The organism is Bosea vaviloviae (assembly GCF_001741865.1).
Classification (GTDB): Bacteria; Pseudomonadota; Alphaproteobacteria; order Rhizobiales; family Beijerinckiaceae; genus Allobosea; species Allobosea vaviloviae.
The window spans coordinates 3,553,937-3,578,390 of record NZ_CP017147.1; the positions used below are offsets into that span (position 1 = coordinate 3,553,937).

Consider the following 24,454-nt stretch of genomic DNA (forward strand, 5'->3'; position numbering starts at 1 on the left):
CCGCATTTCGGCTTATGACGGAACGCCACATGATATGCTAATTGTCATTACGTTTCGCAATGAAAGGCGCCAGCCATGCCGCACCCTTTCGACCCTGTCCTGCTGCGCAGCTTCATTACGGTGGTGGAGGAGGGCGGCTTCACCCGGGCCGCTGCGCGCCTCAATCTCGGCCAGCCGACGGTCAGCCACCATGTCCGAAGGTTGGAGCTTGCGGCCGGTCGCAAACTCCTGAACCGCGACACGCATTCGCTGGAAACGACCGTCGACGGCGATGCGATGCTGGGCTTCGCCCGCCGCATCCTCGATGCCGATGCGCGGGCGCGGAGCTACTTCACCGGTGCCAAGACGCGCGAGAGGCTGCGTTTCGGCGCTTCGGAGGATTTCGTGCTCTCGGGCCTGCCCAATTTGCTGCGCGACTTCGTGCGCGGTCATCCCCTCGTCGATCTCGAACTGACCGTGGGATTGAGCGAGACGCTCTACGAGACGCTGGATCACGGTGCGCTCGACCTGATCTTCTGCAAGCGCCGCGAGGGTGATGCCCGTGGCCGCTCGGTGCTGCGTGACGATCTCGCCTGGGTCGGGGCTGGTCAGGCGCTCGATCCGAAGCAGCCCGTGCCGCTTGTGCTCTACCCGCCGCCCAGCGTCACCCGCGAGATCGCTATCGCGACGCTCGATCGGGCCGGCCGTTCCTGGCGCATCGCCTGCACCTCCGGCAGCCTGAGTGGGCTCGGCGCCGCTGTCTTCGCTGGCCTGGGCGTCATGCCGCATTCGCGCCGATTGATGCCACAGGGCCTCACCGACATATCGGCGGCGAGCGGCCTGCCGGCGCTTGGCCAAGTCGAGTTCGTGGTGGTCGGCTCGGCGCGCGTCCTGCGCGGCCCGGCGGCTGCTCTCGCTGATGCCCTGGTCGAGAGCCGGGGCAGGCTGACCCGGATGCGCCTGATGGCAGCAGTCAATGTCGCGGGCGGTGTTTGACGCCCCGCTCCTGGTTGGCGCACTGAGCCGGCCCCGCGCTGTTCGATTCCGATGATTTAGCTTGAACCTCGCCGTCATTGCGAGCGCAGCGAAGCAATCCAGGAGGTCTCGCTCTACGTCCCCTGGATTGCTTCGCGGAGCCTGTACTCGGGCTTGCCGAAGGCAAGACCCGGGTGCTCGCAATGACGATTCAGGCTGTGCGGAAAGCGGTCTACCGCTTCAGCCCTAGCACGACCGCGGCGGGATCGATGGCGAAGCCCATCGCCTGATAGCCTGTCCGGTTGGGGTGGAGCTTGTCGCCCGGCCCGCCCGTCGTCGCCTCCGGCACGAAGGCGGGTTTGAGGCCACCGGTCGCGGGATCGAGCGTCGCCGCGTCGAAATCGACCACGGCGTCGAAGCTGCCGGGGCTGCGGATGAAGGCGTTCAGGGCCTTGCGCTTCTCATCCTGCTCGGGGTGGCCATGGGCCGGGCTCGTGCTGCCGAGGGCCGATACGACCGTTGCCCCTACGGTACGGATGCCGCGCGCCCGCAGCTTGGCGATGCCGTCGCGCATGGCGTTCTGAACGGGTTCAGCCGCTGCGTTGCCGTTCTTGCTGAAATCATTGATGCCTTCCAGCCAGATCAGGCTGGTGACGCCCGAAAGCGAGAGCACGTCGCGCTCCAGCCGCTGGGTGGCCGCCGGGCCGCCCGGAAAGGGCTTGGTTGGGGAATACTCGGCCGGTCCCGCGATCTGGTTGCCGCCGATGCCGGCATTCACCACGGCGACGCGGTTGACGCCGAAATGTTGGGAGAGGCGGCGCGCCAGCACGTCGGGCCAGCGATCGTCGCCATTCATGGTCGAGGCCGTGCCGTCCGTGATCGAATCGCCGAAGGCGACGACCACCGGCGTGTCGGCCGGCGCCTGCATGTCGAGCGCATCGACGAAGAACCAGGAGGCGGTGGGGTTGATGAAGGCGTCCTCGCCTTCCTCCGAACCCTTTGCCCCAGTGCGCGGCGCTGTGACATAGGAGGTCTGCAGCGCCTTGGCATGCCAGGTCATCGGGCCGCTTTCGCCCGCGACATGCAGGGAGACCGCGAGCTTGCGGCCCTGCAGCAGCGGCGAGGCCGGATCGCTCGCGAAGGGCAGATCGACCGGGTCGCTCCAGGCCGACGCACCGGGCTCGAGCGTCAAGGAGGCTTTGCCGGCGAAGGTCGCGGGCCGGTTGCTGCCGGGAACAAGCGCGGCCGAGCCGAGCTGCAGCCCGACATGGACATCATCGAAGGTCACGGGTCTCGTGCCGAAGGCATTGGTCAGGCGGATCCGGGCCTGTCGCCCCCACAGGCTCGGGCGCAGGATCAGGCGAAAGCTCTGGTCGTTCGCGCCCGCGGCCGGATCGGGAAAGGCGAAGCGCTGGTCGGGTTGGGCTGAAGGATTCCCGATGGGGTAGGGCCCTTGCGCGGAGGCAGTCCAACTCGTCTTCCAGGCAAGAGTGCCCGATTGCGCCATGGCGTCGCCCGCCAGTCCCGATAGAAGCGTCATGATGGCCAAGATGATCCGCAGCATGTGGTCCTCCCGATTTTTTCGAGAGCATGCTGGCTCGCAGGAGATGCGGCAAGTCCTTGGGCTCAGAAGTGCTTGGGCCCACAAGTCCTTGGGCTCATCCGAGCAGTAGCGTGCCGCGCGCTCTGCGGCGTGCCGCGCGTGAGCTAGCGGGACAACACCCCAACCTACTCTCACGGCCAGTTCAGCCGGACCTCGACGACGACCGGCTTCACCGCCCGCATCCGTGCATCGGCCGAACTGAACGGCCTGTCGCCCGAAATCGCCTCCATGGCCAGGAAGCCGGGCTCGGGATCAAACCGGAGCGACAATTCGCAGCCACCGTCGGGCTTGGAAAGGCGGCCGCCTTTCCAGTCCCCGGCATGGCCGCCCCGGTCCCAGCCGAAGCCCAGAATCTCGAAGGGGCGGCCATTCGCGGCTTCGACCTCGGCAAGCGTCATGCCCTGGCGGATCGGAGGCTGCACGCCGGGCACGTCGATGCGCCAGATGGCGCCCAGTGGGATGCTGATCGAGGCAGGCCGGCTGCGCGCCTTGCTCTCGTGCCAGAGCACCTGGAGCCGCCGTTTCGGGTCGCGCGGATAGACGATCGTTCCCGCTTCGGTCATGCCCTCGCCGACATCGATCTCGGCGCGCGCGACATTCTGCTGTCCGAACGCCTTGACCAGCGCCGCCTCGTTGGCAGCGCGGGCGAAAGGGCCGATGCAACTCAGCACCTCGGGCTGCTGGGCAGCGCAGGTCGCCGCGAGAGGCAGGCAGAACGAGAGCGCGGCGGCAAAAGCCCTCACGCTCAGCCCCTCAACCGCCACTTCGCAAAGCCCTCGCCGCCATCGCCCGCAGCCTCGGCCTTCAGCCCCGCGGGCAGCTTTCCGGCGGCAGCCGGCGAGGTGACGAAGGTGGCGTTGACCCCGGCCGGCAAGGGCGCGATCGCCCAGTTGCCATCGGCCTTGGGATCGATCGTCTTCTTCTCCAGGATGTAGCGCACGACCACGTCGCGGTTGAGGTCGGGCGCCTCCAGCACCACGGTCGTCCTGGTGCCCGGGAAATTGCCGCCGCCCGAGGCGCGGTAATTATTGGTGACGACGATGAACTCGGCTGCCTCGTCGATTGGCTTGCCCTGGAAGGCGAGGTCGACGATGCGGTGGGCATCGGGCGCGACGAGCTTGCCGTCGCCGTCATAGCGCGAGGCCTTGGTGACATCGATGTGATAGGTCACGCCGTCGATCACATCGAAATTGAAGGCCGGGAAACCCTCGTTGATCAGCGGCTGCTCCTCGGTCCTGGCGGGGTCGATGCGGTTGAAGATGCCGGCCGAGCGCTCCAGCCATTCGCGCACCTGCGCACCGGTGATTTTCACGATCTGCACCGTGTTCGGGTAGAGATAGATGTCGGCGATGTTCTTGAGCGCCAATGGCCCGGCGGCAATGTCGGTGAAGAAGGCCGGCCCCGCCCGCCCGCCGGATTTGAACGGCGCGGCGGCCGAGAGGATCGGCAGCGCCTTCATCGGCGTCTGCGCCATCAGCCCCTTGGCATAGGCCGCCTGGGCGTCGGTGACGATCTGGATCGAGGGATCGTCGGTGACCAGCGCGAAGAAGCTGTTGATCGGGCTCAGGGTCGCGCCCACCGGCTCGCGCATATAGCTCAGCGTCGCCTCATGGTCGGTCTTCACCGAGGCGAGAATGGCGGCGTCGGTTGCGGCCTTGGGCACGATCTTGCGGTCGGGCGTGCGCTCGTAGATCGGCCGCGGCTCGACCTTGAAATCGGCGATCTGCCAGCGCTCGCCGCGCTTTTCGAGATCGAGGTCGATGATGCCGAGATGCGAACCCCAGAAGCCGGGCTGGCAAGCCGGCTTGCCGTGCAGCGAACCCTTGACGTTGTCGACGCCGGCAATGCCGTCGAAGGCCTTGCCGCCGGGGAAGACCAGATGCTGGTGGCCGGTCAGGACGACGTCGATGCCGTCGAGCTTGGCCAGATGCAGCGCCGCATTCTCCTCCATGCCCTTGCGTTCGCCGCCGGCGATGCCGGAATGGCAGAGCGCCACGACGATGTCGGGCGTGGCCTTCAGCAACTCCGGCAGATGCTTCGTCGCCGCATTGATGATGTCGCCCGCGACCAGCTTGCCGTCGAGATTGGCCTTGTCCCATTGCATGATCTGCGGCGGCACGAAGCCGATCACGCCGATCTTGAGGACGTGCTGGGCGCCGGATTCGTCCTCGAAGCTTTGCTCGAACAAGCGCCAGGGATCGACCATCGGATAGCCGCTGGTCATCTCGATATTGGCGCAGACCAGCGGGAACTCGGCCTTGGCGATGCCGTTGTCGAGGAATTCGAGCCCGTAATTGAACTCGTGATTGCCGAAGGTGCCGCAGGTATAGGGCAGGGCGTTCATGGCGGCGAGCATGGGGTGGGTGTCGCCGGCCTTCAGCCCCTTCTTGTAGGCGATGTAGTCGCCGAGCGATGAACCCTGCAGGAAGTCGCCATTGTCGAACAGCATGCTGTTCTTGACCTCGGCCTGGGCCGCCTTGATCAGGTTCGCGGTCTTGGCAAGGCCGACCGTGTCGTCGGCTGCATCGCGGAAATAGTCGTAAGGCACGACATTGACGTGGAGATCGGTCGTCTCGAGCAGGCGCAGTTTCATCCGTGCGGGAGCTTGGGCGGTGGCGATCGTGGGCAGGGCGGCGCTTGCGGCTATCGCTGCTCCCGCCTTCAGCGTGTCACGGCGGTTGAATTGCGTTTCGCCTGACATAGCTGGCTCCTGATCTCGTTGGGCGGACGAGAAGCTAGCATTGCGGCGCTGGCGTGACACGTGGAAGATGACGCTGTTCCGGCCGGAAGGCGGCAATTCGACAAGGCGCGCGATGATCCTGATTGGCCAGTATGATTCCCCGTTCGTGCGGCGCGTTGCCATTGCATTGAAGCTCTACGGCCTGCCCTTCGAGCATCGGCCCTGGTCGGTCTTCGGCGACGCCGACAAGATCCGCAGCTATAACCCGTTGACGCGCGTGCCGACGCTGGTTCTGGACGATGGCGCGGTGCTGGTCGACAGCCCGAGCGCGATCGATTTCCTCGACGGTCTCGTGCCGGCCGAGCGCGCGCTGTTCCCGCGGCAGGAGCCGGCCCGGCATCGCGCTGTGAGGGTCGCGGCGCTCGCCATGGGGCTCGCCGACAAGGCCGTCAGCCTGTTCTACGAGCAGCGGCTGCACCGGGAGATCTCGGATCTCTGGGCCGACAGGTGCCGCGTCCAGATCCTCGCCGTTCTCGGCGTCCTCGAAACCGATCGCGCCGGCCGAGCGGGCGAATACTGGCTCAGTGGCGGGATCGGCCATGCCGATATCGCCGTTGCGGTCGCGCTGCGTTTTCTGGGCGAGGCGCATCCGGGGCTGGTGTCCTGGGCCGAATACCCAGCGCTCGCCGCCCATGCCGACCGGCACGAAGCCCTGCCGCTGTTCCAGGAGATCTCCCAGCCCTTCATTCCGCCGTCCTGAGATGCGTCAGCCCGCCCGGCTGACGCCTTCCATGCGCAGGCGCCCGTCCGCGCCTTCCGTCCAGGCCTTGATCGCGCCATCGGGCAGCCGCCTGGCCTTCACCTTGAAGGGCTCGCCCGCGATCAGGGGGCTGACGCCGCGATAGTCGAACTTGATCGGCTCGCCGGCCGAGAGCGTCGCGATGATGTTGAGCATCAGCGTCGCCTGGATCGGCCCATGCACGACGAGGCCGGCATAGCCTTCCTCGCTCGTGACATAGGGCAGGTCGTAATGGATCCGGTGGCTGTTGAAGGTGATCGCCGAATAGCGGAACAGGAAGACCGGGCTCGACGCGACCTCCCAGGCGAGATCGGCGGCTTCCGGCTCGGCTAGGGCAGGCGTCTCGATTGGGGCGGGCGCAGCCGCCGGATCGCCCGGTTTTGCCGCCTCGCGATAGACGATATCGTGGCGCTCGCGCAGCGCCACGCCGCGCTCCGTGACGATCTCATGATCGACCGCGACGAAGCAGAGCGGCCCGGTGCGGCCTTCCTTGAAGCTGACATCGGCGATGCTGGAGCGGCGCGTCACCAGATCGCCTTCGCACAAGGGGGCCAGCGTCTCGATCGTCCCGCCGGCCCACATCCGGCGCGGCAATGGCACGGGCGGCAGGAATTCGCCCTTGGCGGCGTGACCGTCGCTGCCGATCGCGTTCATCGGCGAGATCGGCGGCGCCAGGCACCAATGCAGGGCGAGCGGCGCCTCGCCCTCGGGATAGGGCGCCAGATGCGGCGCGAAGGTCGCGGCGAAGCTTTGCACGAGACGTGGCGTCACGATGTCGGAGGCCTCCATCGACTTGCCGATCCAGGATTTGAGGTGGGTGATGTTCATAGCGCGTCCTTGGATGTATGGGCGCGGGGAACCCTCTCCCGTAGGGAGAGGGCAGGGTGAGGGGTCGGCCCTTTGACCAGCCAAGCGACGGTCTCACCGCGGACGGCTCAAGCCAACGATATCTGGCCTACACCTCACCCCTGCCCCTCTCCTTACAGGAGAGGGGTTCCCCGCGCCCTTCCTCAAAACAGGTTTCAATACGACCTGGGCATGCCCAGCACATGCTCGGCGAGATAAGACAGGATCAGATTGGTCGAGATCGGCGCGACCTGGTAGAGGCGGGTCTCGCGGAACTTGCGCTCGATGTCGTATTCCTCGGCGAAGCCGAAGCCGCCATGGGTCTGGATACAGGCATTGGCCGCCTCAAAAGAGGCGTCCGCCGCCAGCATCTTGGCCATGTTGGCTTCCGCCCCGCAGTTTTCGCCAGCCTCATAGAGCCTGACCGCCTCGCGCACCATCAATTCGGCGGCGCGCATATTGGCGTAGGCCCTGGCGATCGGGAACTGGACGCCCTGGTTCTGGCCGATCGGCCGGCCGAAGACCTGGCGCTCTTTGGCGTAGCCGGAGGCCTTCTCGATGAACCATTTGGCGTCGCCGACGCATTCGGCGGCGATCAGGATGCGCTCGGCGTTCATGCCCGACAGGATGTAGCGGAAACCCTTGCCCTCCTCGCCGATCAGGTTTTCCGCCGGCACGCGGACATTGTCGAAGAACACCTCGGTGGTGGCGTGGTTCATCATCGTGCGGATCGGCCGGATGGTCAGGCCGGCCTTCGAGGCCTCGCGCATGTCGAGCACGAAGACGGAGAGACCTTCGGTGCGCTTGGCGACCTCCTCGCGCGGCGTGGTGCGGGCGAGCAGCAGCATCAGGTCCGATTGCGCCGCCCGGCTCGTCCAGATCTTCTGGCCGTTGACGACGTAATGGTCGCCCTCGCGTCGCGCAGTCGTGCGCAGCGACGTCGTGTCGGTGCCGCTCGTCGGTTCGGTGACGCCGAAGGCCTGCAAGCGCAATTCACCCGAGGCGATCCCAGGCAGATAGCTCTGCTTCTGCCCAAGTGAGCCGTGCCTGAGCAACGTGCCCATGATGTACATCTGCGCATGGCAGGCGGCGCCGTTGCAGCCCTGGCGCTGGATCTCCTCCATGATCACGGTGGCGGCCGAGAGCGAGAGGCCCGCCCCGCCATACTCCTCCGGGATCAGCGCCGAGAGAAAGCCACTCTGCGTCAGCGCAGCGACGAACTCTGTCGGATAGGCCATCTCGCGGTCGAGCTTGCGCCAGTATTCGCCGGGAAAGCCGGCGCAGAGTTTTGCGACGGCGTCGCGGATATCGGTGTGATTGGGAGTGTGTTGCATGGTCTTCGTGGCTCGTCTCGCTGCTGTGTCTGACCAACCTCCGCGTCATCCCGGACAAGCGGCCCTCGGGTCCGGCCTTCGGCCGGCCCAAGGACGCAGCTCCGCCGCGCCGATCCGGGATCCATCGTAGAGCCAGACCCGTCAAAGGATTGGCCCTACGATGGATCCCGGGTCTGCGCTGCGCTTGCCCGGGATGACGGCGAGGTTCCTGAACCATGCGACGGGCCCCCGAACTCGGCCCTCAACGCCTCGTCATGCTCGCCGAGCGCCGGCACGCGCCGCATCGCGATGCGCTCGCCATCGACGATTACCGGCGGCGCCAGCACCTCGACGGGGCCAGCCGGCGTCTCCACCGTCAGCGTGGTCGCCGCAACATGTGTGATCAGGTCTCCGACGCTGGAGACCGTGCCATAGGCGATGGCGTGGCGGTCGAGCGCGGCTGCGACCTCGGCGAAGGGCCGCGCGCTCAGGATCGCCCCGATCGCCGCATCGAGCGCCTTGCGCTCGCGCACGCGCAGCACATTGCTGGCGTAACGCGGATCGCTCGCCAGTGCCTCGCTGCCCAGCACCTCGCGCGCCAGGATCTGCCATTCGCGCTCGCTCTGGATCGAGATCAGGATGTTGCCGTCGGCAGTGGCGAAGACGCCATAAGGCGCGATCGAGGGATGGGCGAGACCGACGCGCGGCGGCTCGATGCCGCCATAGCGGCGCGTCAGATAAGGCACGTTCATCAGGTCGCCGAGCGTGTCGAACAGCGAGAGCTGGATCGCCGAGCCCTGGCCGGTCCGCGCCCGCCGCAGCAGGGCTTCCAGGATCGCCGCATAGGCGGCTTGGCCCGTCGCGATGTCGGCGATCGAGACGCCGATGCGGGAGGGGCCGGAATCCTCGGTTCCGGTGATGGCCGAAAGACCCGATTCCGCCTGCACCAGCAGGTCATAGGCCTTGCGGCTGTGATGCGGCGTGCCGGGCGCGTAGCCGGAGATGTCGCAGGTTATCAGCTTGGAATAGCGCTGGCGCAATTCGGTCGCGCCCAAGCCCAGACGCGTCGTCGCGCCGGGCGCGAGGTTCTGGATGAAGACATCGGCTTCAGCCAGCATGGCCTCGACCATGGCGCGGTCGTCCGGCTGCTTCAGGTCGACCCGGCAGGATTCTTTGCCGCGATTGATCCAGACGAAATAGGAGGAGAGCCCGCGGGCGTAGTCGTCATAGCCGCGCGCGAAATCGCCCTCGGCCCGCTCCAGCTTGATGACGCGCGCCCCCGCATCGGCGAGCTTGCAGGTTGCTGTGGGCACCGCCACCGCCTGCTCCAGCGCCACTACCAGAATTCCATCGAGAGCATTCGTCATCGTTGAGCCGGCCTGTCTTTGATACGGCCGAAAGCGACCATCTCGACGTCGCAAGTCAAATAGCGTTTTGCGATGGGGACCATAGCGAAAACCGGGCGGGCGGCGGTGTTCTATAGGTTCTCGCTATGGCCTTCATCGCTTTATCCTACTTGTGGCTTTACCTCGCCCATGCGCCCCTTCGACCTAGGCAACGCGCCGGCAAGAGCGCGTTCCACGAGGAATTCAGGGAGAAGAAACATGGTCAGGACGAAGCTGGCGGCTGCGCTGTTTGCGGCAACGGCGCTGCTGGGATTGCCGGCCGCCGCGCAGGAGAAGCCCAAGGAGCTGGTCGTGGGCATCGCGACCTTCCTGTCGGGGCCGGCCTCGGTGTTCGGCGTACCCGGCAAGGCCGCGGCAGATCTGTTCTTCGAGGAGATCAACGCCAAGGGCGGCATTTTGGGCGTGCCGGTGAAGCCGGTTTATGTCGATGAGGGCGCCGGCACCAACCAGCTGATCTCCGAATATCGCCGCGTCGTGCAGGATCAGGGCGCGCAAATCATGCTGGGCGCGATCTCGTCGGGCTCCTGCAATGCGCTCGCCCCCGTCGCCGAGGACCTCAAGGTCGTCAATGTGATGTGGGATTGCGGCACTCAGACCATCTTCGAAGAGGGCAAGTGGAAATACTCGGTCCGCACCCAAGGCCATGCGGGCGCCGAGATGATGGCGACGCTGCTCTACCTGATGAAGGTGAAGCCCGACTTCAAGACGGTGGCGGTGGTCAACCAGGACTATGCCTGGGGCCGTGAATCCTGGGCCTTGCTCCAGGCCGGGCTCAAGGCGCTGAAGCCCGATGTGAAGATCGTCGCCGAGCTCTTCCCGAAATTCGGCGCGCCCGATTTCTCGACCGAGATCACCAGGCTTTCGGCGCTGCGGCCCGATGTCGTGATCTCGACCTCCTGGGGCGGCGATCTCGACACCTTCGTGCAGCAGGCGGCGGCGCGCGGGCTGCTGAAGCAGTCGACCTTCGTGCTGCCTTTGGCCGAAAGCTCGCTGGAGCGTCTCGGCGCCGTCCTGCCGGAGGGCGTCATCGTCGGCTCGCGCGGCGACCACTATTTCCTGCATCCGAAATACAAGAACACAGCCGAGATGCAGTCTTTCGTGAAGGCCTACAAGGCCAAGACCGGCGCCTATCCGATCTATCCGACCTTCCATATGAACCAGGCCGTGACCGGGTTGGTGAAGGCCTATGAGAAGGCCGGAGCCGCGGCTGGCGGCAAATGGCCGAGCAAGGAGCAGGTCATCGCAGCCTTCGAAGGGCTGGAGTTCAAGTCGCTGACCGGCACCATCACGATCCGCTCCGACCATCAGGGGCTGGAGGACCAGATGCTCGGCACGACCAAGCGCGTGCCGGAATACCCCTTCGCGGTCTACGACAAGATCGCGCTCTACCCCGGCAAGCTGGTGACCACGCCGCTCGGCGAGAAGTCGCTGGACTGGTTCGCCAAGGTCAAGCCGGAGCTGGTCAACGACAAGTCGATCGAGACGTTCGACTACGTGAAGTGACGGCCTCGCTCTGAACCCTTCCCGTCATTGCGAGCACCCGGGTCTTGCCTTCGGCAAGCCCGAGTACAGGCTCCGCGAAGCAATCCAGAGGTCTCGCTCGACGCCCCTGGATTGCTTCGTCGCTTTGCTCCTCGCAAAGACGGCGAGAGCTTGAATCGAAAACCCAAGAACGATCCCTAAATGCCTCCAGAAATGATCCTTCTCGCCGCGCTCGACGGCCTGGCCTATGGCTCGCTGATCTTCCTGGTCGCGGTCGGGCTGTCGCTGATCTTCGGTGTGCTCGGCGTGCTCAACGTCGCCCACGGCTCGTTCTATGCGATCGGCGCTTATGTCGCGGCCTCGGCCGTGCTGGCGGCGGCCGGGATGGGACTGCCGACCTGGCTGGCCTTCCCCCTGTTCCTGATCTCGGCCGTTCTCGTCGGCGTGGTCGTCGGCGGCACGGTCGAGGCGCTGCTGCTGCGGCGCATCTACGGCAAGGAGGAGGTGCTGCAGCTCCTCGTCACCTTCGCCGTCTTCATGATCCTGGAGGATGCGCAGAAGGTCGTCTTCGGCACACAGCCGCTCTTCGCCAATGCGCCGATGAACTGGCTCGGCACCGTCGAGGTCTTCGGCATCTTCTACACCAGCTATCAGCTCATCCTGATCCCGCTGGTGGCGCTTGTCGTGCTGCTGGGCCTGCGCTGGTTTCTGCGCCGGACGAGTTTCGGGCGCGCCATCATCGCGGTGACGCAGGACCGCGAGGCGGCGATGGCGATGGGCATCGACGCGACCCGGATCTACCTCTTCACCTTCATCATCGGCGCGAGCCTGGCGGCACTCGGCGGGGCGCTGTCCTCGGCCACGACCTCGCTGACGCCCGGCATCGGTTCAGGGATGATCGTGCTATCCTTCGCGGTCGCGGCCACGGCCGGGCTCGGTCGCATCGAGGGCGCGGCGGTGGCGGCGCTGATGATCGGGCTCGGGCGCTCCGCCGCAGTCTATTTCGCGCCGGAATTCGACGTGCTGATCCCCTATCTCATCATGGTCGTCGTGCTGCTGATCAAGCCGGAAGGCCTCTTCACCACCGTGCAGACGAGGAAGGTCTGATGTCGCGCCAATATCTCATCGGCGCGGGGCTCCTGATCGCGCTCGTCGCCTTCCCGCTGCTCTCCCCCTGGTCGACGGTGATCCTGACGGTCGCGCTCTGCGAGGGGCTGGCGGCGCTCGGCATCCTGGTGCTGCTGCGCGCCGGCCAGGTCTCCTTCGGCCATGGGCTCTATTTCGCCTTCAGCGCCTATGTCGTCGCCTTCATGGCCGCAGCCCATCTCGGCCATGAAGTGCTGCTGCTGGTGCCGATCGCGACCGCCGCCTCGGGACTTGTCGCGGCGCTGGTCGGCCTCTTCATCGTGCGCTACCGGGCGATCTTCTTCGGCATGCTGAACCTCGCCATCTCGATGGTGTTCTTCTCGCTGCTGGAGAAGCTGTTCTCGATCACCGGCGGAGCCGACGGCAAGCGCGTGCCGCGCCCGACGCTTCTGGGCATGACGCTGGAGCGCGAGAGCTTCGAGTTCTGGATGTTCTACATCACCCTGGCGCTGGCCGCGGTCGCCGCGCTGTTCGTGGCGCGCTATCTCGCCTCGCCCGGCGGCAAGGCGCTGGAGGCGATCAAGTCGAACGAGACCAGGCTCGAATATCTCGGCGTCTCCAGCCGCAAGGTGCTCTATGGCGCCTATCTGCTCTCAGGGCTGCTGGCGGGGCTGGGCGGGGCGATCATCGCGCTGGTCTCCGGGCATGTCACGCCGGAGCTGGCCTATTGGATACGCTCGGGCGAGTTCGTCTTCATCGCCATCCTCGGCGGGGTCGGTGGCGTCGCCGGCCCGTTCCTGGGCGCGCTGATGTTCCAGATCATCCGCGGCTATGCGGCGGTCTATGCGCCCGAGACCTGGCACGCCGTGCTCGGCATCATGCTGCTCGTGATCATCTTCTTCGCCCCGAGCGGGCTCTACGGGCTGATCGCGGGCCGCAAGCGCGCCTCCGGGGAGGCCGCGCGATGAGTGAGTTCATCCTCGAAGCCCGCGACCTTGAACTGCGCTTCGGCGGCGTGCAGGCCGCCAATAGCGCGAGCCTTCAGGTCCGGGCCAATGAGCGCATCGCCATCATCGGCCCCAACGGCGCCGGCAAGACCACCTTCATCAATCTCTGCACCGGCTACATCAAGCCGCAGTCGGGCAGGGTCATCTTCGCAGGCCAGGATATCACCGCGCTCTCGCCGCGCGCGATCACCCGGCTCGGCATCGGCCGCTCCTTCCAGATCCCGCAGCTCTTCCTCGAGAACACGGTGATCGAGAACCTGCTGCTGGCGCTGAGCGCCCGCGAGGGCAGCTGGTCGCCTTTCCTCAAGCTCACGAAGCATCCCAAGATCGATGAGATGTGGGCGCTGCTCGAGATCGTCGGGCTGAAGGACACCGGCCACCGCATCGTGCGCGAATTGCCTGAGGGCATGCGCAAGCTGATCGATATCGCGCTCGCGCTCGCATTGGAGCCGAATCTGATCTTCATGGACGAACCGACCAGCGGCGTCTCCAGCCATGAGAAATTCCAGGTCATGGATACGTTGACCCGCGCGCTCGACGCCCGCGCAACCACCGCGATCTTCGTCGAGCACGACATGGATGTGGTCGCGCGCTACGCCAATCGCGTCGCCGTCTGGTCGGGCGGCAGGATCGCGCTGGAAGGCTCGCCCGAGGAGATCCTGAACCATCCGGACGTGCGCGAGAGCGTGATCGGGGAGGTCGTCTGATCATGCCGCGCACCAAGGACATCCTGGAGATCAAGGGCCTCTCGGCCGAGATCGAGGGCGTGCAGGTCTTGCGCAAGGTCGATTTCGCCCTGGCCGAGGGCGCGACGGTCGCCCTGATCGGCCGCAACGGCGCCGGCAAGACCAGCCTGCTGCGCGCGATCATGGGCTTCATGAAGGTCACGGCAGGCGCGATCGCCTTTGACGGCAGGCCGCTGCTGGAGGTGAAGCCGCATGAGCGGCCGCGGCTGGGCATCGGCTATGCGCCCGAAGATCGCCGCCTGTTCTCGACCTTCACCATCGAGGAGAATATCCGCCTGCCGGCCGAGGTGATGAAGCTCGGCGCGCCCGAGATCGCGCGGCGGCTCGACGGTATCTACGCCGTGCTGCCGGAACTGGCGGATCTACGCCATCGCCCCGCGGCAGGCCTCTCCGGCGGGCAGGGCAAGATGGCGGCGCTGGCGCGCGCGCTGATGATCGGTAACCGGGTGATCCTGCTCGACGAGCCGTTTCAGGGGCTGGCCCCGGTGCTGGCCAACCGCTATGCCGCTGCCCTGCGCACCCTGCGCGACAGCCATCCCGAGATCGCCTTGCTGATCACCGAATCCAACCCCAGCCTGCTGCGCAATTTCGCCGAGCGCGCCTATGCGATCGAGCGCGGCGAGGTCACCGAAGTCGAGGGCGGGCTCGCGGCAAGTTCGCTGGCAGCGGCGGGGATGCGTTGAGACGCGCCGGCGCCGTCATTGCGAGCGCAGCGAAGCAATCCAGGAGGGGCCGCGCTGCGTCCCCCTGGATTGCTTCGTCGCTTTGCTCCTCGCAATGACGCTGACGCAAAGACGGAACAGGAGAAACGCCCATGAATCAGCACTTCATCAACGGCCGCTATGTCGCTGGCCAGACGGGCGAAACCATCGCCAAGCTGGCGCCCGCGACGGGCGAGGAATTCACCCGCATCGCCTGCGGCAACGCCGCTGACATCGACGCCGCGGTCAAGGCCGCCCACGCCGCCTTCGACGGCGCCTGGGGCAAGCTGACGGCAGCCGAGCGCGGCCGCTTGATCTCCAAGCTCGGGCTCAAGCTGCAGGACTATTTCGAGGAGCTCGCCAAGCTCGAGGCGCGCGACACCGGCAAGCCGATGGCGCAGGCCAGGGCCGATATCGACGCGACCGCCCGCTATTTCGAGTTCTATGGCGGCGCTGCCGACAAGGTGCATGGCCACGTCATTCCGTTCCTGAACGGCTACAGCGTCAGCGTGGTGCATGAGCCGCATGGCGTCACCGGCCATATCCTGCCCTGGAACTACCCGGCGCAGATGTTCGGCCGCTCGCTCACCGCCTCTCTCGCCATGGGCAATGCGGTCGTGCTGAAGCCGGCCGAGGATGCCTGCGCCACGGCCTTTCGCCTTGCCGAACTCGCGAGCGAGGTCGGCTTCCCGGACGGTGCGATCAACGTCGTCGCGGGGCGCGGCCATGAGGCCGGCGCGGCGCTCTGCTCGCATCCGGGCATCGCCTTCATGTCCTTCACCGGCTCGCCCGAGGTCGGCAAGATGGTGCAGCACGCCTGCGCCGACCACTTGATCCCCTGCACGCTCGAACTCGGCGGCAAATCGCCCCAGATCGTCTTCGACGACGCCGATTTCGATGCAGCCGTGCCGATCGTCTGTAAGGCGATCGTCCAGAACACCGGGCAGACCTGCTCGGCCGGCAGCCGCGTGCTGGTGCAGAAGAGCGTCTATGACGAGTTCGTCGGCGCGGTCGCCAAGCAGTTCTCGAAGCTGCGCGCCGGCACGCCGGAGATGGATCTCGATTGCGGGCCGGTGATCAACGCCAAGCAGCGCGGTCGCGTGCAGAGCTTCATCGACCAGGCGCGCGAGCAGGGCATCCCGGTGCTGGCCGAGGGCCAGATCGCCCAGGGCGTGCCCAATGGCGGCTTCTACGTCGCGCCGACCCTGTTCGGCCAGGTGCCGCGCGGCAACCGGCTGGAGCAGGAGGAGGTCTTCGGCCCGGTGCTGTCCGCCTTCTCCTTCGAGGATGAGGAGGACGCCATCAAGCTGGCCAATTCGACCGATTACGGCCTCGTCGCCGCGGTCTGGACCAGGGATGGCGGCCGCCAGCAGCGCGTCTCGCGGCGCGTCCGGGCAGGGCAGGTCTTCATCAATGGCTACGGCGCCGGCGGCGGCATCGAACTGCCTTTCGGCGGCACCGGCAAGAGCGGCCATGGCCGCGAGAAGGGCTTCATCGCGCTGGAGGAGTTCGCGGTGACCAAGACGATCGTGCACAAGCACGGCTAGATGTGAGCTTGCAGGTCGAGGGCGAGAGCTACTAAACGGCGAGAGAGGCGGCGCAGGGGGCGGAAAACGCGACCTTGCGCCGGCTCGCCGTCAGAGCAACCATTGCCAGAATCATGAATCGACCCGCAGGCGATACCCTCGACATCCTCGAAAGCCTCTTTGCACCGTTGCAGGGGCGGCGGATGCTCGACATCGGCTGCGGTGGCGGCCATCTCATGCAGGGCCTCGTCGAACGCGGCGCGCGTGTTGCCGGGATCGACATCGACGAGACTGCGGTGGAGGCGGCGCGCCGTGCGGTGCCGACAGCCTATGTGCAGAAGGCCGGCGCCGAGCAGCTGCCCTTCAACGACGCGAGCATCCATGTCGCGGTCTTCCTCAACAGCCTGCACCATCTGCCGGTGCCCAACATGCTGCTTGCGCTGGAAGAGGCGGCCCGCGTTGTCGGCAAGGGCGGCAGCGTCGTCGTCATCGAGCCCTTGTCCGAGGGCACGTTCTACGATGCGTTGCGGCTGATCGAGGACGAGACGGTGGTGCGCCAGGCCGCGCAGGACGCGATCATCCGCGCCGGGCGGCGCGGCATCCTGAGCGAGTGCCGCTGCATGGAGTACGACCGCGTCGAGGCCTTTGCCGATGCCTCGGCCTTCATCGAGCGCGCCGTCGGCGTCGATACGACGCGCCAGGATCGGGCCAGGGAGGCGCTGGGGAAGATGCTGGCCCGGTTCGAGACGCTCTCGGAGCGGGACGTGCGCGGCTATCTGCTGCGCCAGCCCCTGCGGCTGCACCATCTCAAGGTGCCGGTCGGCCCGCCACCGGTCGTCAACCCGCTCACATACGGATGACGTGCCGGATCGTGCGCCCTTCGTTCAGCGCATCGAACCCTTCATTGATGCCGTCGAGCCCGCTGGTGCTGGTCAGCAGCTTGTCGACCGGCAGCTTGCCGCGCAGGTAAAGCTCGATGAACCGCGGGATGTCGCGCACGGGGATGCAGGAGCCCACATAGGACCCCTTCAGCGTGCGCTCCTCGCCGACGAGCCTGACGGGCGAAAGCGAGAGCGTATGTGCCGGGTTGGCGAGGCCAGCCGTCGTGGTCGTGCCGCCGCGCCTGGTGATCTGATAGGCGAGGTCGAGCGCCTTGACCGAGCCCGCCATCTCTAGCCCATGATCGACGCCGCCCTTGGTCGCCGCCCGGATCGCCTCGACCACGCCGGGATCGCCGGCGTTGAACGTATCGGTCGCGCCCAGTTCGCGCGCGATTGCGAGCTTGTCCTGCGCGAGATCGACCGCGATGACGCGCGAGGCGCCGCAGGCTGCCGCCCCCATCAGCGCGCTCAGGCCCACCCCGCCGAGGCCGACGACGGCGACGGTTTCGCCGGCGCGGATCTTTGCCGTGTTCACCGCTGCGCCGACGCCGGTCAGCACGGCGCAGCCGAACAAGGCCGCGATCTCATGGGGGATGTCGGCCTCGATCTTGACCAGCGAATGGCGCGAGATCACGGCGTATTCGGCAAAGGCGGAGACGCCGACATGGTGATGCACCGGCTTGCCCCCCGCGGAGAGCCTTCGCCCGCCGCCGATCAATTCGCCGATGCCGTTGGCGGCATTGCCGGGCTCGCACAGGGCAGGGCGCCCCTCGCTGCAAGGGGAGCAATGCCCGCAGGAGGGCACGAAGACCATGATGACGCGGTCGCCCTGCTTGAGGTCCTGCACACCCGGGCCGGTCCCGACCACCTCGCCCGCCGCCTCATGGCCGAGCACCATCGGCACGGGGCGAGGGCGGTTGCCGTCGATCACCGAGAGGTCGGAGTGGCATAAGCCCGCCGCGCGCACCCTGACCAGCACCTCGCCGGGGCCGGGCGGCGCGAGCTCGACCTCATCGATCGACATCGGCTTGCTCAGCGCATAGGGCGCGGCGACAGGGCTGGCATTCAGGACGGCGGCACGGATTTTCAAAGGCGTGTTTCCTCGGATTTTGCAGTGTCTGGCCTGCGGTTCTACTGGCCGTCATTGCGAGGAGCGAAGCGACGAAGCAATCCAGGAGGACGTAGAGTACTGCCGCTCCTGGATTGCTTCGCTGCGCTCGCAATGACGGCTTCGGCTCTCGGTTGCGAAATTCGGGTGGCCGCTGGCGTCTGTCAAAGACGAAAACGCGATCAGCCATATAAGGCGGGCGGATCGCCATCCTCGCCCAGCGTCGCCGTCCAGCTCTCGTCGCTGACGAGCCCGCGCAGGATCTCCCAGGAGAGCTGACCGATGGCGCGCGCCGCCGCCGGCATCGGCCGCTCGGTCGAATAGGCGAGATAGACCTTGCGGTAGAGCGAGGGCTGCTCGATGCGCCAGGTCTGGAAGAGGCCTGCCTTCTCCTGCGCACGGACCGCCATGCGCGGCAGGATGCCGTAACCCAGGCCGCGCTCGGCCAGCCGCTTGATCTGCGTATAGGATTCGATCTCGATCGCGGGCTGGATCGTGGCGCCGACGCCGGCGGCCGCCTCGTCGATCTGGTCGCGCAGGCCATGGCCGATCCCGGGCAGGATGAGGTCGACAGCCGCCGCCTCGGCGAGCGTCACCGTGCCGCCGGGCGGCGTCTTCACCGCGTCGAGCGCGGGCGGGCCGAACAGGCAGAGCTCCTCGGTCAGGATATGATGGATGCCGAGCCCCTTCGGATCCGAGATCGCATAGATCACGGCGAGATCGACCTCGCCCCGGCGCAGCCAGTCGAGCACGAAGCCGCTCATCGCCTCGGCGATGCGGATGCGCACGGCAGGATAACGCTCGCGCGCCGCCTGGATCAGGGGCACGCTGAACTGCTCGCTGACCGTGCCGGGCAGGCCGATGCGGACCTCGCCGCCGGGCGCGGCGGCCTCACCGCGGACGCTGTCGCGCAATTCGGCGAACTCCGCCAGGATCGCCCGGGCGCGCAGCAGGAGCCGCTCGCCGGCCTCCGTCGGCAGCACGCCGCGCGTGCCGCGATGCAGCAGCGCAACGCCGAGCTCGTCTTCCATATGGCGCAGATGCTGGCTCAACGCCGGCTGCGCCACGCGCAACTTGGTGGCGGCCTTCGAGAACGAGCCCTGTTCGACGATCGCGGTGAAATAGCGAAGCTGGCGCAAATCCATCGCTGGGTTTCTCAGTTTCTGGCCGGCCGCTGAGGCCTCCCTGACGTTGGTAGCGTCGCCCGCACGCGATGGCCAGAGCGGGCCTGGCGCAGCGGCATGCGTCTCCCGGGTCGATTCCCGAAATCGGAACGATCACAGGCGTTTGGTGCGATCGCTTGAATCAGTTTGCGCGCCAGGGGAACCTCTCCGGCCCCAGCTTTCGCTTATGCCGGATAGAGCGAAGGGATATTGGTCACGCCCTTGGGGCAGGTGCATCCTCCGGCGCGAGGCAGGGCTTTCGAGAGGTATGGGTTTGCAACAAGGCCGCTCCAGGCCACCCGGTCTCCGTCGACAAGAATGCCAGCGGTAACGCTGGAACCGTTTCACTCAGGAGGAAGCGCAATGTCCGAGGATACGATCATGCATCCCCATTCCAGCATCGCCCATGCCAGCCGCCGCGGATTTCTCGGTGGCGCCGCCGCGCTTGCTGCGGGCGCCACGCTTCCGCTCGGAGGCGCGGCCCTGGCCAAGGCGCCGCTGTCCAACACCCAGTCCGGCTATTTCTACCGCTTCATGCTGGGCACGGCCGAGGTCACGGTCGTCTCCGACGGGCCGCTGCCGCTGGGCGATCCCGGCGCGAGCTTCCTCGGCGTGCCCAAGGAAACCGTCTACGGCATGCTGGAGAACAACTTCCTGGCCAAGGACAATGTCGTCCTCGAGCAGAACGTCCCGATCGTGAATTTCGGCGACAGGCTCGTCATGTTCGACACCGGCATGGGCTTCTCCAAGGCCTTCGGCCCGACCACGGGCCGCCTGCTGAAGAGCATGGCGGAAGCCGGCATCAAGCCGGAGGATATCGACGCCATCGTCATCAGCCACGCCCATATCGACCATATCGGCGGCATCTCCTCCCAGGACGGCAAGCCGCATTTCCCGAACGCGCAGATCTATATCAGCCAGATCGACTATGATTTCTGGCTCGACGATGCGCGGCTCGGCACGCCGTTCAAGGCCTTCGGCGAGCATGCCCGCGCCAATCTCAGGCCGGTCAAGGACCGCATCGTCTTCTTCAAGGACGGCCAGGAATTCCTGCCGGGCGTGCAGGCGATCGCGGCTCCCGGCCACTCGCCGGGGCACCACATCTTCAGGGTGGCGTCCTCAGGCAAATCCTTCGCCTTCCTCGGCGATCTGACCCATCACGCGATCCTGCTGACCGAGAAGCCCCGGCTTGAATTCGCCTATGATTTCGACCCGAAACAGGCGGTGGAATCGCGCGTGAAGCTGCTCACCATCCTGGCCGACGAGAAGACGCCGGTGATGTCCTACCACTTCGCCTGGCCGGGCTTCGGCAACCTCGCCAAGGCCGGCGACGGCTTCCGCTACTATCCGACGCCGATGCAGATGCTGCGGGGGTAACGGTGCGGAACCCGTCATTGCGAGCGAAGCGAAGCAATCCAGAGGACAGGGCTCAGTCCCCCTGGATTGCTTCGTCGCTGCGCTCCTCGCAATGACGGTAGCACCTCAATCCCTCAACGGCCGCGGCACCGTCACGGGCCGCGCCTCTCTCGCCTGCGAGGCGAGGCGGACGGCTGCGTTCACCGCGCCGAAGCCCGCATAGCCGCCGCGCCGCTCGACGATCTCGAAGAAGAAGCGCTGCGCGAAGACATGGGTGTAGACCTGCAGGAACTCGGCCTCGCCGTCGCGGTCATAGAGGATGTGGTGATCGCGCAAGGCGTCGATGAAATCCGGATCGAGCCCGTGCCGCGCCTCCAGATCCTCGTAATAGTTCTCGGGAATGTCGAGGAAGGAGAGGCCCGCAGCGCGCATCGCCGTCACCGCCGCGAAGATGTCGGGCGCGCTGAAGGCGATATGCTGCACGCCCGAGCCGAAATGCTCGGAGACGAAGCGCGAGGACAGGGTCCGCGTCGCCTGAGAGCCATTGAGCACGAAGCGCAATGAGCCGTCGGCGCTGACGATCGGGCGGCTCTCGACGAGGCCGGCAGGATCGGCGATCGCGGTTTGCGGGATGCGCTCGAGATGGAAGAGCGAGGTGTAGAACAAGAGCCAGGACAGCATCTCCTCATAGTCCATCGACTGGGAGATGTGATCGACGCTTTGCAGGAGGGCGGGCGCAGGCGCGGCGCCATCGGGCCTGGCGACGAAGTCCTTCTCCCAGATATGGGCGAGCTCGCCAGTGGCCTGGGTGAAATAGATCAATGAACCGCCGACGCCGCGAATGGCGGGGATATGCATCTCACCGGGGCCGACGGGCTGCTCGAAGGCCGTGATCTTTAAATCCCGCGCCCGGGCCATGGTCTGCTCGACATTGTCGACGCGCAGGCAGATCGCGCAGACGCCGGGCCCATGCATGATCGCATGCGACTGGGCAAAACCGTCCTTCTCGGTGTTGAGCACGAGGTTGATGCCGCCCTGGCTCCAGCGCGTCACCATCTTGCTGCGATGCGTGCCGGTCTGCTGGAAGCCCAGCGCCTTGAACAGCGCGGCGAGATCGGCGGCCGTATCCTCGTCCAGCGCGAATTCGAGGAACTCGACGCCCTCGACATGCGCGCGCGGCGGCAGATGCGGCGTGGTCTGGTCGGCGAGCGCGATCAGCGAGCGCATGCCGTCGGTCGCGAGCCGGCGGGCCGAGCCCGCCCGGAACTGGTCGTTGAAGATCTCGTGCGAGAGCGGCCCGGAATAGCCTGTCGCCTCGACCGCCCTGACGAAATCGGCGACGGCAAGATCGCCCTGGCCGGGAAAGCAGCGGAAATGCCGGCTCCAGCTCAGCACATCCATGTCGAGCTTGGGCGCATCGGCGAGCTGGACGAGGAAGATGCGGTCGCCGGGGATCGAGGCGATCGGCTCCACCGGCGAGTTGCGCGCCAGCGTGTGGAAGGAATCGAGGATCAGCCCGATGCGCGCGTGACCGGCGCGGCGCACAATCTCCCAGGCGTCGCGATAGTCGTTGACGTGGCGGCCCCAGGCCAGCGCCTCGAAGCCGACGCGCACGCCGAATTTCGCCGCGAGCTCGCCGAGTTCACGCAGATCGGTCGCTGCCCGGTCGATGCCGCCGAGCGATTGCGGCGAGACATTCGAGCAGATCAGCATCAGCTCGGCACCGAGCTCGTTCATGATCGCGAATTTGCGCTCCGCCCGGGCGAAGGTTCGCGCCCGCAGCGGCTCGGGCATGCCCTCGAAGTCGCGGAAAGGCTGGAAGGCCGAGATCGTAAGGCCGAGATCGGTGATCATCTTGCCGACGTCGCGCGGGCTGCCGTCAAAGGTCAGGAAATCGTTCTCGAAGACCTCGACCGCGTCGAACCCGGCTGCGGCGATGGCCTGTAGTTTCTCCGTGAGATCGCCGCTGAGCGAGACGGTCGCGATCGAGGTCGGGTTCATGCCGCTTACGCCCTTGCCTGGTGGTCGATGGTGACGAGGCTTCCACGCCGCGCAGCCTCACTGATGGCCTCGACGACCGCAAGCGTGCGGGCGGCGTCAGCGGCGCTGGTGATGGGCTGCTCGGTGCCCCGGATCACGGCGCAGAAATGCCTGAGCTGCTCAGCCAGAGGCTCAACGGGCGCGACCGCGCGGCTTTCCCTAAGCAAAGGCTCCCACCAGCCCTGCTTGCCCTCATAGCGCCAGAGCTCGAGCTTCGGCAGCGACAGCGAGCCCTCGCTGCCGGCGATCAGATAGCAATGCCCGTCGCGCTGGGGATAGGCCTTGTTCTCGCCCGATGAGAGCTCCCAGCTCCAGGGCGCGGGCGTTGCGTCCGAGACGGTTGCCGTACCGAGCGCGCCGTTAGTGAAGCGGAAGGTGAGGGCGGCGGTGTCCTCCACTGCAAAGCCGCGCGTGGCGTTCGAATTCATGGCCTGCACCGCGTCGATCTCGCCGCAGATGAAGCGCAGATTATCGATGTCGTGGATCAGGTTGATCAGCACCGGGCCGCCCCCGGCTTCGCGCCGCCAGGCGACGTCGAAATAATCGTCAGGCTTGCGGATCAGGAACAGCGAGTTGACCGCGACCAGCCGGCCGATGCCGCCGTCCTGGACGATTTTGCGCGCTGCCTTGACGATCGGGTTGTGGCGGCGGTGATGGCCGGCGAGGACCGGTATGCCGGTGCGGGCCTGTGCCTCGACCAGCTTCTGCGCTGAAGCCACGCTCTCAGCCAGCGGCTTCTCGACCAACACCGGAACGCCGGCTTCGAGGCAGGCGAGCGCGCCCGGCACATGCAAGACATTGGGTGTGGCGATGATCGCGCCATCGGGCGTCATCGCCGCCAGCATCGCCTCGGGTGAGGCAAACCAGGGCGTGCCGCGCTCGGCCGCGAGCGCCCGAGCTTCGTCTGTCGGATCGCAGATCGCGGCGCAGGCGCAGTCCGGGGATGTGTCGAGCCGCTGCAGATGGGCGAGCCCGATGAGGCCCGCGCCGATGAGGGCGATGTTCAGCTTGGCGCTCATGCCGCCTCCGTCATCGCGCCGCCGAGGAAGAGCTGGCCGACGCGCGGATCGGCCAGGATCTCGGCCGCTGGTCCCTGCATGCGGGTCTGGCCGAGTTCGAGCACCAGGCCCTCATCGGAGATCTCCAGCGCCGAGCGGGCGTTCTGCTCGACCATCAGGATCGTCACGCCCTTGGCGCGCAGATCCTTCAGAATGCCGAAGGTCTCCTTCACCAGCATCGGCGAAAGGCCGATCGAGGGTTCGTCGATCAGCACCAGCTTGGGATCGAGCAGGAGGCCACGCACGATCTCGAGCTGCTTCTGCTCGCCGCCGGAGAGGGTCGAGGCCTGGTTGTCGGCCTTGCGCCGCAAGGCCGGAAAACGGTCGAGCGCGGCCTCCAGGCGCTTGGGCATGTCGGTGATATCAGAGCCGGCGGCGACGGCGCCCAATTCGATATTGTGGCGCACCGAGAGCTCGGGGAATATGTTGCGGCCTTGCGGCACATAGCAGATGCCGGCTTCCAGCAGCTTGCGCTGGTTCCAGTTGGTGATGTCGGCGCCTTCCAGACGAATCTGGCCCTCGCGCACCTTGAGCAGGCCGAAGATCGCCTTGAACACGGTCGATTTGCCGGCGCCGTTGGGGCCTATCACGGTGGTGATCGCGGCACGCGGGATCTTGAAACTCGTGCCGTTCAGGATGGTCATGGCGCCATAGCCGCCGACCACGCCGTCGAGTTCGAGGATGGGTGTGCTCATGACG

Annotated in this window: 21 protein-coding genes; 10 read left to right on the plus strand and 11 right to left on the minus strand. The window is 66.5% G+C overall.

Translation table 11 applies throughout. The features are described from left to right. Nucleotides 1-75: 75 nt before the first annotated feature. Nucleotides 76-975, plus strand: a complete 900-nt coding sequence (locus BHK69_RS16370) for a LysR family transcriptional regulator (RefSeq protein ID WP_069691024.1) — start codon at nt 76-78, stop codon at nt 973-975. 211 nt (nt 976-1,186) lie between these two features. Here the strand turns inward: BHK69_RS16370 and BHK69_RS16375 are convergent, their stop codons facing one another. From BHK69_RS16375 to BHK69_RS16385, 3 genes are all read right to left on the minus strand, one after another. Further along, entirely contained in the window at nt 1,187-2,518 is a 1,332-nt protein-coding gene (locus BHK69_RS16375) for a GDSL-type esterase/lipase family protein (protein ID WP_083269486.1), read from the minus strand. Nucleotides 2,519-2,688: 170 nt separating this feature from the next. Further along, nucleotides 2,689-3,300, minus strand: a complete 612-nt coding sequence (locus BHK69_RS16380; protein WP_069691025.1) for a hypothetical protein — start codon at nt 3,298-3,300, stop codon at nt 2,689-2,691. Nucleotides 3,301-3,302: 2 nt separating this feature from the next. Next, a complete protein-coding gene (locus BHK69_RS16385; protein WP_069691026.1) occupies nt 3,303-5,258 on the minus strand; it encodes a bifunctional 2',3'-cyclic-nucleotide 2'-phosphodiesterase/3'-nucleotidase in 1,956 nt (651 codons plus the stop codon). Nucleotides 5,259-5,370: 112 nt separating this feature from the next. Between BHK69_RS16385 and BHK69_RS16390 the strand changes: the two genes are divergently transcribed. Beyond that, nucleotides 5,371-5,997, plus strand: coding sequence for a glutathione S-transferase family protein (locus BHK69_RS16390; protein WP_069693719.1), 627 nt, complete (start codon nt 5,371-5,373; stop codon nt 5,995-5,997). Between the two features lie 6 nt (nt 5,998-6,003). Here the strand turns inward: BHK69_RS16390 and BHK69_RS16395 are convergent, their stop codons facing one another. The 3 genes from BHK69_RS16395 to BHK69_RS16405 all read right to left on the minus strand — a co-directional run bounded on the left by BHK69_RS16395 (nt 6,004) and on the right by BHK69_RS16405 (nt 9,562). Next, entirely contained in the window at nt 6,004-6,864 is an 861-nt protein-coding gene (locus BHK69_RS16395) for an HTD2 family dehydratase (RefSeq protein WP_069691027.1), read from the minus strand. A gap of 194 nt (nt 6,865-7,058) precedes the next feature. Beyond that, nucleotides 7,059-8,216, minus strand: a complete 1,158-nt coding sequence (locus BHK69_RS16400; RefSeq protein WP_069691028.1) for an acyl-CoA dehydrogenase family protein — start codon at nt 8,214-8,216, stop codon at nt 7,059-7,061. Between the two features lie 155 nt (nt 8,217-8,371). Continuing rightward, complete coding sequence (locus tag BHK69_RS16405; RefSeq protein WP_069691029.1) at nt 8,372-9,562, minus strand: CaiB/BaiF CoA transferase family protein; 1,191 nt, start codon at nt 9,560-9,562, stop codon at nt 8,372-8,374. Between the two features lie 237 nt (nt 9,563-9,799). On the opposite strand from BHK69_RS16405, the gene BHK69_RS16410 reads away from it, so the two are divergent. The 7 genes from BHK69_RS16410 to BHK69_RS16440 all read left to right on the plus strand — a co-directional run bounded on the left by BHK69_RS16410 (nt 9,800) and on the right by BHK69_RS16440 (nt 17,009). Further along, the gene (locus BHK69_RS16410) at nt 9,800-11,104 is read left to right on the plus strand and encodes an ABC transporter substrate-binding protein (protein ID WP_069691030.1); all 1,305 of its coding nucleotides are present in this window, start codon (nt 9,800-9,802) and stop codon (nt 11,102-11,104) included. 192 nt (nt 11,105-11,296) lie between these two features. After that, nucleotides 11,297-12,190 carry a branched-chain amino acid ABC transporter permease gene (locus BHK69_RS16415; protein ID WP_244548220.1) on the plus strand — a complete coding sequence of 298 codons (894 nt, stop codon included), beginning with the start codon at nt 11,297-11,299 and terminating at the stop codon, nt 12,188-12,190. Beyond that, nucleotides 12,190-13,137 carry a branched-chain amino acid ABC transporter permease gene (locus BHK69_RS16420; RefSeq protein ID WP_069691032.1) on the plus strand — a complete coding sequence of 316 codons (948 nt, stop codon included), beginning with the start codon at nt 12,190-12,192 and terminating at the stop codon, nt 13,135-13,137. The genes BHK69_RS16415 and BHK69_RS16420 overlap by 1 nt, the downstream gene beginning before the upstream one ends. Then, the gene (locus tag BHK69_RS16425) at nt 13,134-13,883 is read left to right on the plus strand and encodes an ABC transporter ATP-binding protein (RefSeq protein ID WP_069691033.1); all 750 of its coding nucleotides are present in this window, start codon (nt 13,134-13,136) and stop codon (nt 13,881-13,883) included. Before BHK69_RS16420 ends, BHK69_RS16425 begins: the two co-directional genes overlap by 4 nt. 2 nt (nt 13,884-13,885) lie before the next feature. After that, a complete protein-coding gene (locus BHK69_RS16430) occupies nt 13,886-14,605 on the plus strand; it encodes an ABC transporter ATP-binding protein (RefSeq protein ID WP_199578912.1) in 720 nt (239 codons plus the stop codon). A gap of 131 nt (nt 14,606-14,736) precedes the next feature. Then, nucleotides 14,737-16,170 (plus strand): aldehyde dehydrogenase family protein, encoded by a 1,434-nt coding sequence (locus tag BHK69_RS16435; RefSeq protein ID WP_069691034.1) that lies wholly within the window; start codon nt 14,737-14,739, stop codon nt 16,168-16,170. 113 nt (nt 16,171-16,283) lie between these two features. Further along, nucleotides 16,284-17,009 carry a class I SAM-dependent methyltransferase gene (locus tag BHK69_RS16440; RefSeq protein WP_069691035.1) on the plus strand — a complete coding sequence of 242 codons (726 nt, stop codon included), beginning with the start codon at nt 16,284-16,286 and terminating at the stop codon, nt 17,007-17,009. On the opposite strand, the gene BHK69_RS16445 is transcribed toward BHK69_RS16440, so the two are convergent. Both BHK69_RS16445 and BHK69_RS16450 read right to left on the minus strand, forming a co-directional pair. Continuing rightward, nucleotides 16,996-18,120, minus strand: coding sequence for a zinc-dependent alcohol dehydrogenase family protein (locus BHK69_RS16445; RefSeq protein ID WP_069691036.1), 1,125 nt, complete (start codon nt 18,118-18,120; stop codon nt 16,996-16,998). The genes BHK69_RS16440 and BHK69_RS16445 overlap by 14 nt on opposite strands. 200 nt (nt 18,121-18,320) lie before the next feature. Then, nucleotides 18,321-19,283 carry a LysR family transcriptional regulator gene (locus BHK69_RS16450; protein ID WP_069691037.1) on the minus strand — a complete coding sequence of 321 codons (963 nt, stop codon included), beginning with the start codon at nt 19,281-19,283 and terminating at the stop codon, nt 18,321-18,323. 381 nt (nt 19,284-19,664) lie between these two features. Here BHK69_RS16450 and BHK69_RS16455 point away from each other — a divergent pair, with 381 nt between their 5' ends. Then, nucleotides 19,665-20,678 (plus strand): MBL fold metallo-hydrolase, encoded by a 1,014-nt coding sequence (locus BHK69_RS16455; protein WP_244548221.1) that lies wholly within the window; start codon nt 19,665-19,667, stop codon nt 20,676-20,678. Between the two features lie 105 nt (nt 20,679-20,783). Here BHK69_RS16455 and BHK69_RS16460 read toward each other — a convergent pair whose 3' ends face one another. From BHK69_RS16460 to BHK69_RS16470, 3 genes are read right to left on the minus strand one after another with little or no spacing between them, the layout of a single operon-like run. Then, nucleotides 20,784-22,658 (minus strand): bifunctional sugar phosphate isomerase/epimerase/4-hydroxyphenylpyruvate dioxygenase family protein, encoded by a 1,875-nt coding sequence (locus tag BHK69_RS16460; RefSeq protein ID WP_069691038.1) that lies wholly within the window; start codon nt 22,656-22,658, stop codon nt 20,784-20,786. 5 nt (nt 22,659-22,663) lie between these two features. Then, the gene (locus BHK69_RS16465; protein ID WP_069691039.1) at nt 22,664-23,716 is read right to left on the minus strand and encodes a Gfo/Idh/MocA family protein; all 1,053 of its coding nucleotides are present in this window, start codon (nt 23,714-23,716) and stop codon (nt 22,664-22,666) included. Beyond that, the gene (locus BHK69_RS16470; RefSeq protein WP_069691040.1) at nt 23,713-24,450 is read right to left on the minus strand and encodes an ABC transporter ATP-binding protein; all 738 of its coding nucleotides are present in this window, start codon (nt 24,448-24,450) and stop codon (nt 23,713-23,715) included. The genes BHK69_RS16465 and BHK69_RS16470 overlap by 4 nt, the downstream gene beginning before the upstream one ends. Nucleotides 24,451-24,454: the final 4 nt, after the last annotated feature.